A 12,632-nucleotide genomic window follows, 5' to 3' on the forward strand; every position below is an offset into this window, starting at 1 on the left:
GGAACCCCGCAGAGCCGATCTGACGACGGGACCTGCGCTCAGCGAAGGCGAAGCCCGGAGAGCAGGAGTTCGACCAGGTGGCGCGCCTCGTAGCGGGGGTCGCTGCCCGCGCCGATGCAGAGATTGCCGACGCCGCGCAGCAGTCCGTAGGCGTCGATGTCGGCGCGGATCTCGCCCGCTGCGACGGCGGCGTCGAGCAGCTGGTCGCAGACCGGGACCAGGCGGTCGAGGAAGTAGGCGTGCAGGGCCTGGAAGGCGGCGTCGTCGGACCGTAGCGCCGCGGCGAGGCCGTGTTTGGTGATCAGGAAGTCGACGAACAGGTTGATCCACCGCACCAGGGCGGCGTGCGGTGTGCCGCCGCCGGCGAGCAGGGACGGACCTGCCTCGGCGCATGCCTCGATCTGGTGTCGGTAGACGGCGACGATGAGATCGGCCCGGGTGGGGAAGTGGCGGTAGATGGTGCCCACGCCAACCCCCGCCTTCGCGGCGATGTCGCGTACGGGCACGTCGACCCCGGAGGCGACGAACGCCGCCGCGGCGGCGTCCAGCAGGGCCTTCTCATTGCGCCGCGCGTCCGCTCGCTTGCGCGGAACCGGTCGCTCGGCGGCGCTCTCGATGTCGGCCAAGGCTCCGTTACCTCCGTCACACCACTAGGCATCCGGAACAATGTTCCGTATGTTGTTTATCGGAACCACGTTCCGCTTGTTGAGCGTACCGACCCGGCGGACCAACCACCAGCCGACGCGCTCTCCACGTCTTGAGGAGGACCAGTCATGCGCTACCGCAGCTTGGGCCGCACGGGTGTGCAGGTCAGCACCCTCGTGCTCGGTGCGATGAACTTCGGCAGGATCGGCAACACCACCCAGAAGGAGGCCACGGCCATCGTCGACGCGGCACTCGATGCGGGAATCAACCTCATCGACACCGCCGACGTCTACAGCGGCGGCCAGTCCGAGGAGATGGTCGGCAGGGCCATCGCCAGCCGCCGGGACGATGTCCTGCTGGCAACCAAGGCCACCCTGCCGATGGGCGACGAGCGCAACCACCGGGGCGGTTCGCGCCGCTGGCTGGTCACCGCGCTGGACAACAGCCTGCGCCGCCTCGGCGTCGACCACGTCGACCTCTACCAGATGCACCGGTGGGATCCGACGACGAGCGACGAGGAGACGCTGTCAGCGCTGACGGACCTGCAGCGCTCGGGAAAGATCCGCTACTTCGGCTCCTCGACCTTCCCGGCCTACCGCATCGTGCAGGCACAGTGGGCCGCCCGGGAGCGGCACCTGAGCCGTTACGTGACCGAGCAGCCGAGCTACTCGATCCTGCAGCGCGGCATCGAGACCCACGTGCTGCCCGTGACCCAGGAGTACGGCATGGGCGTGCTCGCCTGGAGCCCGCTGGCATCGGGCTGGCTGTCCGGCGCGATCCGCGCCGGACAGGAGATCACCACGAACCGCTCGGGCTTCATGCAGCAGCGTTACGACACCAGCATCCCCGCCAACCGCGCGAAACTCGACGCCGTCGAGCAGCTCGCCACGGTTGCCGACGACGCCGGGCTCAGCATGGTCCAACTCGCGCTGGGATTCGTCACCGCGCACCCGGGCGTGACCAGCGCGATCATCGGCCCTCGCACGGCGGAACACCTCCGCTCGCAGCTCGCCGCCGCGGACACCGTGCTCTCCTCCGACGTGCTGGACGCGATCGACGCGATCGTCGCTCCCGGCGTCGACCTCGCCGCCCACGAGAAGAACGACACCCCGCCCGCTCTGCTCGACCCGGCGCTGCGCCGCCGCTGACCGGTCGGCAGCGAAGCGGCCGGGCGATCTTCCGCTCACGGCCGCCTGGCACGCGGCCGGGCCGGGCTCACGGTGACCGCATCCCGGCCCGGCCGGGTCCCGTCGTGGCGGCCTGGAACAGCGCGGCCGTCGACCGGAGGGGGTGGGTGTTCCCAGGCCCAGCGGCTCAGGTCGCGCGCCGGATCCTTACTCACGGCCAGGCGGTCGCCGACCGGCACACCGAAGGGTACGTACCGACGCCCGCAGCGCTCGCCGAGCGGATCTACGAGGCCGGAGTTCCCGACCTGGCGTCGCCGCCGGCGGAAGCCCGGGTGCTGGAGCCCTCCGCCGGGGACGGCGCAATCGTGCACGAGATTCTGAAGGCGAACTGGGACCTGGACGTGTTGGCGCTGGAGCCGAACCGGGCGCGCTTCGCCGTACTGCTGAGCAGCGGCGCCGGCTGCCGACAGACCACGCTGGAGGGGTACGCCGACAACCGTGCCACCGCGGTTTGACGCCGTGGTGATGAACCACCCTTCACCGTCGCTGGCGCCGACTCCATCTGGATCGAGCACGTCACGCTGGCGTAGGGGCTGCTGAAACCGGGCGGACGGCTGGTGGCCATCATCCCGGCCGGGTTCAGCCACCGGACCGGCACACGGTTCGACGCGATCCGGGCGCTCGCCCGCGACCACGGCGGCTTCCGCGCGCTGACCACCGCCGACTTCCCAGGCTTCGGCGTCGGCGTCGGGGTCCTGTGGCTGGACAAGCCACCGGCCGACGACGACCGGCCGACCTGGGATCCTGCCCTCAATGGGCTCCGTCGGCGACTCGTACGACAACGCGCGGGTGGAGAACTTCTGGTCGACCCTGCAGATCGAACTGGTCTACCGCACCTCCTGGTGGACCCGCGACGAGGCCGAGAACGCGATCTTCGCCCACATCGACGGCTGGTACAACACAGGCCGCATCCAAAGGGGACTTGGCTACCTCCGCCGCGACGAGTGCGAGACCGCCTGGCGCACCCGCCATAACCAACCGGCCGAACCAACTATCGCCACCCCTGCACCAGCCCGCAGCAGGTAACCGCCGCTCCATCGAAGCGGGGGGAACTCACTGCTACATTCTAACCGACAACAGGACGCCAGAGTCCAGACACGGGTTCCCGGAAGCGCTGCTGGAGAATGCCGGATGATCGTGCGCACCGGCAAGCCATGCCATCACGCTTCCGCCCTGGCCTGCTCGCGACCGATGCAGGCCGCAGAACTGGGCATGGTCAGGGCTAGGCGCACCCCGCTTGCGAGTGGTTGCAGCGACATCTTAGGCTGGACCAAGTAGTCCACACCGCCTCGTGGTCGACGGAGCGGCCGAACTTCTCGAAGCAACCGCCTGCCGCTACTCGAGGACGGAGCGTGCAGGAGCCATCAGCCGCGGGACCGACTGCGGTGGCGGGCATCGAGGCCCGACCGAGATTGCGACATAGTCGGCAAACGGCGCGACGAATCCGACACCACCTAGACGGAACAACCGCCCACGCCAGCACCGCATATACGGCACGGAACGACAATCCAGCTTCGCCGAAAGCCGAACCTCAAGAAGGAGCAAGAACTGAACGACACCGAGCGGCGCGCCGAAGATCTGGCGATCCTCGAACAACTCAACCTCGACTACATCCACTCGGACGAGGCCAGCGATGCCAAGCGCTTCAGTGAATTCCTCGCCGAAGATTTCATCGTGCAGACGCCGGGTGTCACCCGCAACCGCGAGGAGTACCTCGAATACATCGCCAAGCCCCGACCCATCAAAGACATCGCTCTGCGCGACTTCAAGATCCGCATCCTCGGCGACGTTGCGCTGATCCACGGCCGCGTCACATACACCATGATCGCCGATGGAGTGGTGCAAGAAGCGCTGTACACGGACGTGTACCAGAAGCGCGAGGGCACCTGGGTCTGCGTCTCCGCCTGCGCGATCGCTCCGGGCGCCTGACCCGCCACCATGTCGACCGGGCGGCCGCGCACTGGTTCTCATGCCGTTAGATCGCAATGTGAGTTGGCTTGAATGCCCGCATGACTCGCGCGGAACATCCTCGGGTGCTTACAGAACGGAGCCCTGCCAGGAGCATGCGATAAGTGAGGAGAAAATGTGATCGAACCCGAAGTGGCGACGCCGGCACACCACGCATCGCAGGTGTCCGTGGTCACGTCATCGTCGTGCACCGCGGCCGTCCCGATCGAGCCTGCAGCTGTCCGCGCCACCGCGGAACCCGGTAGCAGGCGGGGCTGGGCGTCCGTCGGTGCGGTAGCGCTCGGCGCGTTCGTCATCGTCATGACGGAGACGCTTCCGGTGGGGCTGCTGCCGCAGATTGCCGACGGACTGGATGTCTCGCTCGGCCTCGCAGGGCTGATGGTGCTCGTGCCTGGTTTCAGCGCCGCGGTGTCAGCGCCGCTGTTCTTCCTCGGTTCCAGCCGCTTCAACCGGCGCTCGGTCATCCTTGTCCTGGGTCTGACGGTGCTTGTGTCGAACGCGGTCGTCGCGGTGGCGCCGAACTTCGCCCTGGTGCTGATCGCCCGTATGCTCTTCGGCGCCACCCTCGGAGCCTTCTGGACCGTGGTCTCACCGGTCGGACCCAAGCTCGTGGGCCGGGCCGGCGGCACTCGCGCCATCACCATCATCGCGGCGGGTATTTCAGGTGGGACGGTGGTGGGGCTGCCTGCGGGACAGTTCCTTGGCAACCTCGTCGGCTGGCGTCTCGCCTTCGCCATTGCGGCGGCGGCGACACTGCTTGTCGTGGTTGCGCAGACGGTCGTGCTGCCGGATATTCCCCCGGACGGGCGTACGCACCTGCGTGATCTCGTGGGAGTCGTGACGCGACGGGCCGCCCGGTTTGGGATGGCAGCGGGCGCGGTGGTGTTCATCGGACAGTTCACCGCATGGACGTACATCACCCCCTTCCTGATGGACCACACACAACTGTCCAGCGACGTGATCTCCCTGCTCTACGTCATCTACGGCTGCGGTGGCATCGTCGGCTCAATCGTCGCCGGATCGCTGTTCAAGCGCGGAGTGATCGGCAGCTTCGCCGGGGCGGCGACGGTGGTGGCCGCATTACTCATCGGGCTGGCGTGCGCGGGCTCCTTACCCTGGCTGGCTGGCCTGTTGCTCGTGCTGTGGGGCCTGTTCTGGGGAATCGTGAACCCGGGAACGCTGGTCTGGATACTCGACGCGGCCCCGGAAACCCCGGAGGCCGCCTCGGCGGTGAATGTCACGAACCTTCAGATAGCCCTGGCGGCAGGGTCTGGCCTCGGCGCGATCCTTGTTTCGTCGACAACCTTGCAGATGGTGTTCCTCACGGCGGGCTTCATTGTCCTTACCTCCGCCGTGCTCGCCGCTGTGGCGGCACGGATCGTGACACTCGCCCGGAGGGAATGAGGAGATCGAAACGAGGCGTGGGGTGGCCTGGCACGTAGACGTGCCCACCCCGAAACAACGCCAGAAGCGCCGGCATGGTTCAGAACAAGAGAAAGACGGCTCGATGCAACACGTGACCCTAGCGACCAACCTGGGCCGCCGGGACAGAACGCTCCGGCTTGCATTCTTATCTGCGGTGGTCTCACTGGTGGCCGTGTTTGCCGCAGTGGGCTCGACGATCCCTCTCTTCAACATCTACCGGGCCGAGGACGGGTTCACCAACGCCGACATCTCCCTGACCGTCGTCGCCTACTCCGCCGCTACTCTCAGCACACTGCTAGTGCTGGGACGACTGTCCAACCATGTGGGCCGACGGCCGGCAGCGATCGCCAGCCTCGGCCTGCTCATACTGGGTTGTCTGCTGCTGTTGAACGTGCACCACATCGGCATCCTGATCGCCGGTCGGCTCCTGATGGGCCTCGGCGCCGGGCTGGCCAGCAGCAGCCTCACCGCCTACATCGTCGACGCCGCACCCACCAGGCCGACCTGGCTGGCCTCCGTCGCTTCCAGCCAAACAGTCATGCTCGGTCTCGCCGTGGGCGCCATCGCCTCCGGCGCCCTGGTCCAATTCGGCCCCTGGCCACGTGACCTCATCTACCTGGTTGTCATCAGCCTGCTCCTACTGTCTGCCGCGCTCGTCGCCATCAGCCCGGAGACCGTGACTCCCTCGCCGGGCGGTTGGCGTTCACTGCGCCCTAGCGTTCGGGTACCGGTCCACATCCGGCATCTGCTCCCCGCCGCGGCCGCGGTGTTGCTAGCCACCTGGGCAACAGGGGCCTTCTACCAGGCCTTCGTGCCCGCACTGGTCGAAGACCAACTTCACACCAACAGCTCGCTCGTCCTTGGACTGGTGTTCGCCGCATACATGGGCCCCAGCGCTCTGGGCGCCCCCCTTGGCGGCCGGTTTTCACCAGCGGCAGCTCAACGCATCGGCATGATCGCCTTCCTGGCCGGATGGATCGGCATCATCACAGCGATTACCACCGCCACACTGCCGTTGTTCATCACCGCAACTATCGTTGCGGGAGCCGCTCAAGGCATCGCCATCAGCGCCGCCACCCGCGGCCTGCTGTACGGCAGCACCATGCACGACCGGGCACCGATCTTCGCCGTCGTATATCTCCTCAGCTACAGCAGCGCGACCATTCCCAGCCTCATCGCCGCTCAACTCTCCAGCGTCTTCTCGGTGCCGCACATCGCGTTCGGGTACGCCGCACTTGCCGTCCTCGCCACCGCGTTCACTGTCATCGCTGCGCGCAACTCGCACAGCGACACGACCAGCCGGCCCAATGAGTAATCAGAACGAAGCCTCACCGTCATCCAGCCGTCACTCGACGCCGAGCAGGGGAACGCGGCCCGCCCTCGTCCAATCCCGTCGTCGCGCGGATCGCGCGCTCGGCTTCTTTCTCGACCCAAACGGGCTCGGCGACTGGTGGAATCGAACCGAATTTCGGGCGAGTATCACAGCCCCATCGGTGGCTTGGTCTGGGGTGGAATCAACCAGCGGCGAGCCGCCACGAGACCGGCACGCTGCGGGCCGGCGGCGCCTCGGGGCGGTCGCGCGCGTCTCGCACGGCCACTCGCAGAGCCTGTAGGGCAGCCCTTTCTTGCCATCTGCGATGCGGCGTGGGTCGTCGTCGGTCCCGATTGCGCCGTACCGCAGCGTGGCGGAGGCGATCGCCACTTCGTGGCTCAGTCGAGCAGCCAGCCGTGTAGTTGCGCGCCGTACGGAGTCAGGGCGAGCGCCGCCAGGGCTAACCGGGCCTCTGTGCTGATGGCGAGCCAGTCGAACGCTTTCCGGTCGCCGATCCGCCAGCTGCGGATGAGGGCTGCCATCCCGAGAACCAAGGTCCCGAATGCGAGCGGGTAGACGAGCATCGCCACCATGCGACTGATCCCGAACACCCGGCGCGTTCGGATGGTGGTGGAGTAGCCGAGTCCGGCGTGCTCGCGACCTCGGCGGCGGTGGCCTGGGCGAGTTCGGCCAACGCCACGAGGACCTGGATCGCGCTGTGTGCGGGAGGGCTTTCCGTGTGCGTGTCGGTCACGCCGGTTGTCCCTTCATCGTGGATCCGGGTCGAGGGGGTCCACGCACTGATCCACGCTTCGACGGCGGCGGTGATCAAGTGCATGGACCGCATCTCGGGACAGGCCAGAGGGCTTGCTTCGGCACAGCCGGGTGTCGTTGTGGCCGGATTCGGCGAAAGCGAGGGCTTGGCGGTGGAAGGTGCCGAGGCCGCCAGCTGGCGGAGGCGACGATGGTTCTTGCGCGCATGGCGCTCGCGGTCAGCGCGGTGCCGCCGAGCACCCACCGGCGCAGCGTGTGCTGTCCCGGTTGGCGCAGTGGACGGACGCCGGTGGTTTGACATTACATAGACGTACTGTTATTTGTTAATAAGGTTTCCTAATGCCCATGGCGGTAGCCGGAGCCGGTCCGACACGCAGGCCACCGACCGGGGACAACCCCTGTCCCTCCTCATCCCAGGAGAGCCCATGCTTCCCAAGCGGACAGCCGCCTACCTCTCAGCGGCTCTGCTGATGTCCGCCGCGGCGCTGGGCTACGGCCTGACGTCGGCCAGCGCCGCGACGGCAGGGCCGATCACCGGCCTCGGCGGGAAGTGCGTCGACGTGGCCGGTGCCAACCCGGCCAACGGCACGCCGGTCCAGCTGTGGGACTGCAACGGCACCGCGGCCCAGGCATGGACGGTCGGCAACGCCGACGGCTCGGTCCGCGCCCTCGGCAAGTGCCTGGACGTCACCGCAGCGTCGATCGCCGACGGCGCGAAGGTGCAGCTGTATGACTGCAACGGCACCGGCGCGCAGAAGTGGACCGCCAGTAACGGCGCGCTGGTCAACACCGGCTCCGGCAAATGCCTCGACGTCACCGGCGGCAGCACGGCCAACGGCACCCGCCTGCAGATCTGGAGCTGCGTCGGCAACGCCAACCAGCGGTGGACCCTCCCGGGCGGCGGCACCACACCCAGCCCGTCCGCCCCGGCCGGCACCCCCCTCGACGACCCGGCGAAGAAGGACGTCGCCATGCAGCTCGTCTCGGCGGCGGAGAACTCCTCGCTCGACTGGCGCGCGCAGTTCTCCTACATCGAGGACATCGGCGACGGGCGGGGCTACACCGCCGGCATCATCGGCTTCTGCTCCGGAACCGGCGACATGCTCGAACTGGTGGAGGCCTACACGAGAACCAAGCCGGGCAACGTGTTGGCGGGATACCTGCCGGCCCTGCGCGCCGTCAACGGCAGTGACTCACACGCCGGCCTCGACCCGAACTTCCCCCGCGACTGGCGCACCGCCGCCACCGACCCCGTGTTCCGGGCCGCCCAGGAAGCCGAGCGGGACCGCGTCTACTTCAACCCGTCGGTCCGCGACGGCAAGGCCGACGGGGTACGGGCACTCGGCCAATTTGCCTACTACGACGCGGCCGTGATGCACGGCTACGAAGGCATGCGCGCGATCCGCAGCCGCGCCCTCACTCGGGCGAAGCCGCCGGCGCAGGGCGGCGACGAGCGGACCTGGCTGCACGCCTTCCTCGACGAGCGCGTCGCCGAGATGAGGAAGGAGGAGGCCCACTCGGACACCTCCCGCGTCGACACCGCTCAGCGGGTCTTCCTCAACAACGGCAACTTCGACCTGAACACGCCGCTGGTGTTCGCCGTCTACGGCGACCAGTACCGCATCGGCTGACGCCCCGCCTCCCGATCCGTCAGTCCTCGCCGTCTGCCCGGACAAGCGTGCAGTTCACGGCAGACCCTTCTCGACCGCTTCGACGGAGGCAGCCTCATCGAACCGAAAGCGGCTACCGGCGAGGAGTAGGCCGACGCCGGAATCGTGCCACGCTGGCGGCCGAGTCTCGTCCAGTCACTGGTACCGGCCGTCGTAGCGGACTCCGCTCCGGGTATCCGTGAAGCTGACGCCCACCCGCACTCCGTCCTCGACGATCCACCGAACCGTGTACGCCGCCCGGTACGTCGGCGGCCAGAATGAAGAGAAGGTCCCGTCACCCGTAACAGACCACTCGCCAGCTGACGGTGTGCCCCTGTCGACGTAAGTCGTTCGACCATCCGCCGTGAACGATTGAGTTGCACCGTCGTGGAACACAAGCTGTGCAGCGGTCAGGGCGGCGATCATGTCCACCGCATCGACCGGCTGGCCATCGACAACGTCCCCACCGGAGGGAACAGGGTCCATCGAACTCTCCTGACATCGGGCAAGGCACTGGCCGCCGTCATCTCGCAGCGGCTACGACATGTCGAACGACCAGCTCGGAACAATCTCTAGAAGCACCCTATGGACGCTATCGTCCATTACACTCTCGCTGCGGAGGCATCCGCCAGATACGGACGCACCGCCACGACCGTCAAGTGCGCTGCTGCTGCTGCTGCTGCTGCTGCTGCTGCGAACACCGACGGCCAGCGACGCTTGCGGACCGGCGCCACGCTAGCCTATTCTGGACGCGATGGTCCAGTTTATATATCCCGGATTGCGGGCGACCACGTCCCTATCGGGGAGAATCTCATCACCGGGGCACTCGCTGACGAGGACGTCATGGGCGGGTACCACATCGACATCCACCGGCCGAGTGGAAGCACGGGTGGCAGCGGGATCACGGCCGCCCGGCCACTTGGGGAGGGGCGCATGGCAGTGATCACACGCGGCTTCGGTGGCCGCAGACGCGACGACACCGACCTCCCGCCCGGCCAGTACCGCACAGACGACTTCCCGGTGCTGTCGGCGGGGCCGACACCGCGCATCGGCCTCGACGAGTGGGAGCTTGCCGTCGTCACCGAGACCGGCGAGCAAAGCACGTGGTCATGGGCGGAGTTCACCGCCCTTCCTGCCGACGAGCCGACCGTTGACATCCATTGCGTCACGCACTGGTCGAAGTTCGGCACGAGCTGGCGAGGCGTCTCGGTGGACACGTTGCTGGCCGACGTCGAGACTGCGGCCGAGTACGTCGTCGCCCACTCCTACGGCGGCTACACCACGAACGTCCCGCTCGAGGATCTTCTCGACGGCCAGGCCTGGGTGGCGTACGAGTTCGACGGCGAGCCGCTGGTGCCGGTGCACGGCGGGCCAGCTCGTCTCCTCATTCCTCACCTGTACTTCTGGAAGAGCGCGAAATGGCTGCGCGCACTGGAACTGCGTCTCGACGACGAGCCCGGGTTCTGGGAGACGGCCGGCTACCACAACTACGGCGACCCATGGCGCGAGCAGCGGTACCGGGCAGACTGACCTGGCAGCCGGCGAGCGTCGCCGCCACGCGGGCGGAGACTGCGACGGCGCGGACCCTGGTCCTCGACGTCGACGGCTGGACAGGTCACGTGCCGGGCCAGCACGTCGACGTCCGGTTGACGGCTCCCGACGGCTACACGGCGTACCGCAGCTACTCGATCTCGTCGGCCCCGCGGCCCGACAGCCTCGAGGTGACCGTCCAGGGGGTGACCGACGGTGAGGTCTCGCCGTACCTCGTCGACGTTGCAGAGCCGGGTGACCAACTCGAGATCCGTGGACCGCTCGGCGGCTGGTTCGTACGCCAACCCGCCGATCCGCGCCCGGCGTTGCTGATCGGCGGCGGGTCCGGCGTTGCGCCCCTGATGTCGATGGTGCGTTCGGCGACGAATCCCACCAGGCTGCTCTACTCGACCCGATCCCCGTCCGATGCGCTGTTCACCGCCGATCTTGCAACTGTACGAGCCGCAGGCGATGGGCACGTCGCCGTCACACACGTCTATACCAGGGTCGCGCCCCCCGGCTGGCCGGCCCCACCCCGACGACTGGACGCGGACGCCCTCGCCCGCGTCGCCTGGCCCCGCGATGCCGACGCTGTGGCGTTCGTCTGCGGGCCCACCGGATTCGTCGAGACCGTTGCCGACCTGCTCGTCGACATCGGCCACGATCCCGCGAACATCCGCACTGAACGTTTCGGACCCACCGGAGGATGACCATGTCGACCACCAACGTCGGAGCCGACGACGCACCCTGGGTGGACGGCAACGCCCTCGCCGGACCGCTCGGCGAGATCATGGGGACCGACCTCACCGTTGCCGAGCTCACCTGCGCCGGGTGCCGGACGACCCGTCCGCTGGCCGCGATGCGCGTGTTCGACCGAGCGCCCGGCCTCGTCGCCCGATGTCCCGGCTGCGAGGACGTCGTCATGCGCGTGGTGCGCACGGCCGGCCGTGTCCTGGTCGACCTGCGTGGGTCGCTCGTCCTCAGCCTCTCGGTGCCGACTGCCTGAGCGCTAGGAATGCAGCGGTGCGAGGTTGCGTGCCTCGACGGCCACATACTCCGCCAGGGTGCCGTCGCGATTCCAGTCCGTGAGGCCGAACACCCGCTGTCCCACCGACAGTCCCGTCGTGCCATACCCGGCCGGCCCGAATGGGAGGCAGGCCAGAGGTGATGCGAAATCGGCTTGGACTCAGCCGGCCCGGGGGAGCGCCAGCGTCCGCAGCCTGATAGCCCATGCGGCCAACAGCGGCAGCGTCAGACAATGGAGGGCTTGAGTCCCTGGGGTGCCAGCGAGGTCGGCGGCCTGTCTCGTGCTAGAGAGCGACGGCGAGCGGCCGCTGGTCTGGGCCGAGGGTGTCAAGGTGGGCCAAGGCCTGCTCCAGGTAGGTAATGCGGTGAGCGAGGGCACTGCTGCCCGGGGCCGAGGGTGGCGGCGTGTCGGGCCAACGGGTTCAGGATGGCTGGCGTGCGGCGTGAGTTCGGATGAGTCCCTCGACGCCGCGGAGGAAGGTCTCGGAGATCAGCACCCGGTCGAAAAGACAGCCGGCCGCCATGGCGCCATCGCGGAGCATGACGAAATGCCGCGCGGCGGGCTCGGCCTCGGTTTTCTCGATGTTCGCCATCAAGGTGTTGATCGTGTCGAGGAACCACTGCCGATGCGTGAGGACGGCCTGGTGAACGGGGTGGTTGGGATCGGGATACTCAGCGACGGCGTTCAGGAAGGCGCAGCCGCGGAAGCCGGTGGTCTGGATGTCACGGGCAATCGACTCTGCAACGGTCCGGAGGGCGTCGGGCGCCGGTAGGCCGGCGGCGATGGCCGTGTCCAGCTGGTCGCGGATGGCTTGATCGGCCGCCTGCAGATAAGCAAGGACGAGATCCTCCTTGCCGGGGAAGTGCCGATAGAACGTGGCCCGGGTCACTTTCGCCTCGGCGATGATCCGATCGACGCCGACCGAGTGGATCCCCTCCCCGTAGAAGATCCTGGTCGCCGTGTTGAGGAGCCGTTGTCGCGCCTCGGACGGCCGGACGGGAGTCTCGCTACGTGCCATTAACCCATAGTAGCGACAGAACGTTCGGTCTTGACCTCGATCCGTCGCGCTCCGGCATTCGTCGCGGGTGGCGTGGCGCGATGGCCTCGCCCAGCCC

The 12,632-nt window shown here is 67.9% G+C and carries 14 protein-coding genes and 1 pseudogene; 10 read left to right on the forward strand and 5 right to left on the reverse strand.

The window, feature by feature from the left end; genetic code table 11:
- Positions 1–38 precede the first annotated feature (38 nt).
- Positions 39–617 carry a TetR/AcrR family transcriptional regulator gene (locus AC0OLQ_RS17725; RefSeq protein ID WP_484532376.1) on the reverse strand — a complete coding sequence of 193 codons (579 nt, stop codon included), beginning with the start codon at positions 615–617 and terminating at the stop codon, positions 39–41.
- A gap of 156 nt (positions 618–773) precedes the next feature.
- On the opposite strand from AC0OLQ_RS17725, the gene AC0OLQ_RS17730 reads away from it, so the two are divergent.
- The 6 genes from AC0OLQ_RS17730 (at position 774) to AC0OLQ_RS17755 (ending at position 6,540) form a co-directional block, all read left to right on the forward strand.
- Positions 774–1,793, forward strand: a complete 1,020-nt coding sequence (locus tag AC0OLQ_RS17730; RefSeq protein WP_357346047.1) for an aldo/keto reductase — start codon at positions 774–776, stop codon at positions 1,791–1,793.
- Between the two features lie 146 nt (positions 1,794–1,939).
- Positions 1,940–2,287, forward strand: coding sequence for a hypothetical protein (locus tag AC0OLQ_RS17735; protein WP_484527115.1), 348 nt, complete (start codon positions 1,940–1,942; stop codon positions 2,285–2,287).
- 289 nt (positions 2,288–2,576) lie between these two features.
- Positions 2,577–2,858, forward strand: coding sequence for an integrase core domain-containing protein (locus AC0OLQ_RS17740; RefSeq protein ID WP_484532377.1), 282 nt, complete (start codon positions 2,577–2,579; stop codon positions 2,856–2,858).
- 585 nt (positions 2,859–3,443) lie between these two features.
- Positions 3,444–3,761 carry a nuclear transport factor 2 family protein gene (locus AC0OLQ_RS17745; RefSeq protein ID WP_484532378.1) on the forward strand — a complete coding sequence of 106 codons (318 nt, stop codon included), beginning with the start codon at positions 3,444–3,446 and terminating at the stop codon, positions 3,759–3,761.
- A gap of 156 nt (positions 3,762–3,917) precedes the next feature.
- Positions 3,918–5,204 carry an MFS transporter gene (locus tag AC0OLQ_RS17750; RefSeq protein ID WP_484527116.1) on the forward strand — a complete coding sequence of 429 codons (1,287 nt, stop codon included), beginning with the start codon at positions 3,918–3,920 and terminating at the stop codon, positions 5,202–5,204.
- A 22-nt stretch (positions 5,205–5,226) separates the two neighbouring features.
- Positions 5,227–6,540 carry an MFS transporter gene (locus tag AC0OLQ_RS17755; protein WP_484527117.1) on the forward strand — a complete coding sequence of 438 codons (1,314 nt, stop codon included), beginning with the start codon at positions 5,227–5,229 and terminating at the stop codon, positions 6,538–6,540.
- A gap of 395 nt (positions 6,541–6,935) precedes the next feature.
- Here AC0OLQ_RS17755 and AC0OLQ_RS17760 read toward each other — a convergent pair whose 3' ends face one another.
- Positions 6,936–7,130, reverse strand: a complete 195-nt coding sequence (locus AC0OLQ_RS17760; protein ID WP_484527118.1) for a hypothetical protein — start codon at positions 7,128–7,130, stop codon at positions 6,936–6,938.
- A 606-nt stretch (positions 7,131–7,736) separates the two neighbouring features.
- Between AC0OLQ_RS17760 and AC0OLQ_RS17765 the strand changes: the two genes are divergently transcribed.
- Positions 7,737–8,942, forward strand: a complete 1,206-nt coding sequence (locus tag AC0OLQ_RS17765; protein ID WP_484527119.1) for a chitosanase — start codon at positions 7,737–7,739, stop codon at positions 8,940–8,942.
- Positions 8,943–9,116: 174 nt separating this feature from the next.
- Here the strand turns inward: AC0OLQ_RS17765 and AC0OLQ_RS17770 are convergent, their stop codons facing one another.
- The gene (locus AC0OLQ_RS17770; protein WP_484527120.1) at positions 9,117–9,446 is read right to left on the reverse strand and encodes a hypothetical protein; all 330 of its coding nucleotides are present in this window, start codon (positions 9,444–9,446) and stop codon (positions 9,117–9,119) included.
- A gap of 447 nt (positions 9,447–9,893) precedes the next feature.
- On the opposite strand from AC0OLQ_RS17770, the gene AC0OLQ_RS17775 reads away from it, so the two are divergent.
- From AC0OLQ_RS17775 to AC0OLQ_RS17785, 3 genes are read left to right on the forward strand one after another with little or no spacing between them, the layout of a single operon-like run.
- Complete coding sequence (locus AC0OLQ_RS17775) at positions 9,894–10,490, forward strand: sulfite oxidase-like oxidoreductase (protein ID WP_484532379.1); 597 nt, start codon at positions 9,894–9,896, stop codon at positions 10,488–10,490.
- Positions 10,460–11,200, forward strand: coding sequence for an FAD-binding oxidoreductase (locus AC0OLQ_RS17780; protein ID WP_484527121.1), 741 nt, complete (start codon positions 10,460–10,462; stop codon positions 11,198–11,200). Before AC0OLQ_RS17775 ends, AC0OLQ_RS17780 begins: the two co-directional genes overlap by 31 nt.
- Positions 11,201–11,202: 2 nt before the next feature.
- Entirely contained in the window at positions 11,203–11,496 is a 294-nt protein-coding gene (locus AC0OLQ_RS17785) for a DUF6510 family protein (RefSeq protein ID WP_484527122.1), read from the forward strand.
- A gap of 12 nt (positions 11,497–11,508) precedes the next feature.
- On the opposite strand, the pseudogene AC0OLQ_RS17790 reads toward AC0OLQ_RS17785, so the two are convergent.
- Both AC0OLQ_RS17790 and AC0OLQ_RS17795 read right to left on the reverse strand, forming a co-directional pair.
- Positions 11,509–11,625: pseudogene (locus tag AC0OLQ_RS17790) on the reverse strand (NADP-dependent oxidoreductase); the annotation flags it as partial.
- A 313-nt stretch (positions 11,626–11,938) separates the two neighbouring features.
- Positions 11,939–12,535 (reverse strand): TetR/AcrR family transcriptional regulator, encoded by a 597-nt coding sequence (locus tag AC0OLQ_RS17795; RefSeq protein ID WP_357345926.1) that lies wholly within the window; start codon positions 12,533–12,535, stop codon positions 11,939–11,941.
- Positions 12,536–12,632 lie beyond the last annotated feature (97 nt).

The sequence above is a fragment of the Micromonospora sp. Utrum1 genome (assembly GCF_057197805.1).

Coding starts and splice junctions, on each gene's coding strand:
- AC0OLQ_RS17730 (WP_357346047.1), top strand. CDS start 774: ATGCGCTACCGCAGCTTGGGCCGCACGGGTGTGCAGGTCAGCACCCTC.
- AC0OLQ_RS17760 (WP_484527118.1), bottom strand. CDS start 7,130: ATGGTGGCGATGCTCGTCTACCCGCTCGCATTCGGGACCTTGGTTCTC.
- AC0OLQ_RS17765 (WP_484527119.1), top strand. CDS start 7,737: ATGCTTCCCAAGCGGACAGCCGCCTACCTCTCAGCGGCTCTGCTGATG.
- AC0OLQ_RS17770 (WP_484527120.1), bottom strand. CDS start 9,446: ATGGACCCTGTTCCCTCCGGTGGGGACGTTGTCGATGGCCAGCCGGTC.
- AC0OLQ_RS17775 (WP_484532379.1), top strand. CDS start 9,894: ATGGCAGTGATCACACGCGGCTTCGGTGGCCGCAGACGCGACGACACC.
- AC0OLQ_RS17780 (WP_484527121.1), top strand. CDS start 10,460: ATGGCGCGAGCAGCGGTACCGGGCAGACTGACCTGGCAGCCGGCGAGC.
- AC0OLQ_RS17785 (WP_484527122.1), top strand. CDS start 11,203: ATGTCGACCACCAACGTCGGAGCCGACGACGCACCCTGGGTGGACGGC.
- AC0OLQ_RS17795 (WP_357345926.1), bottom strand. CDS start 12,535: ATGGCACGTAGCGAGACTCCCGTCCGGCCGTCCGAGGCGCGACAACGG.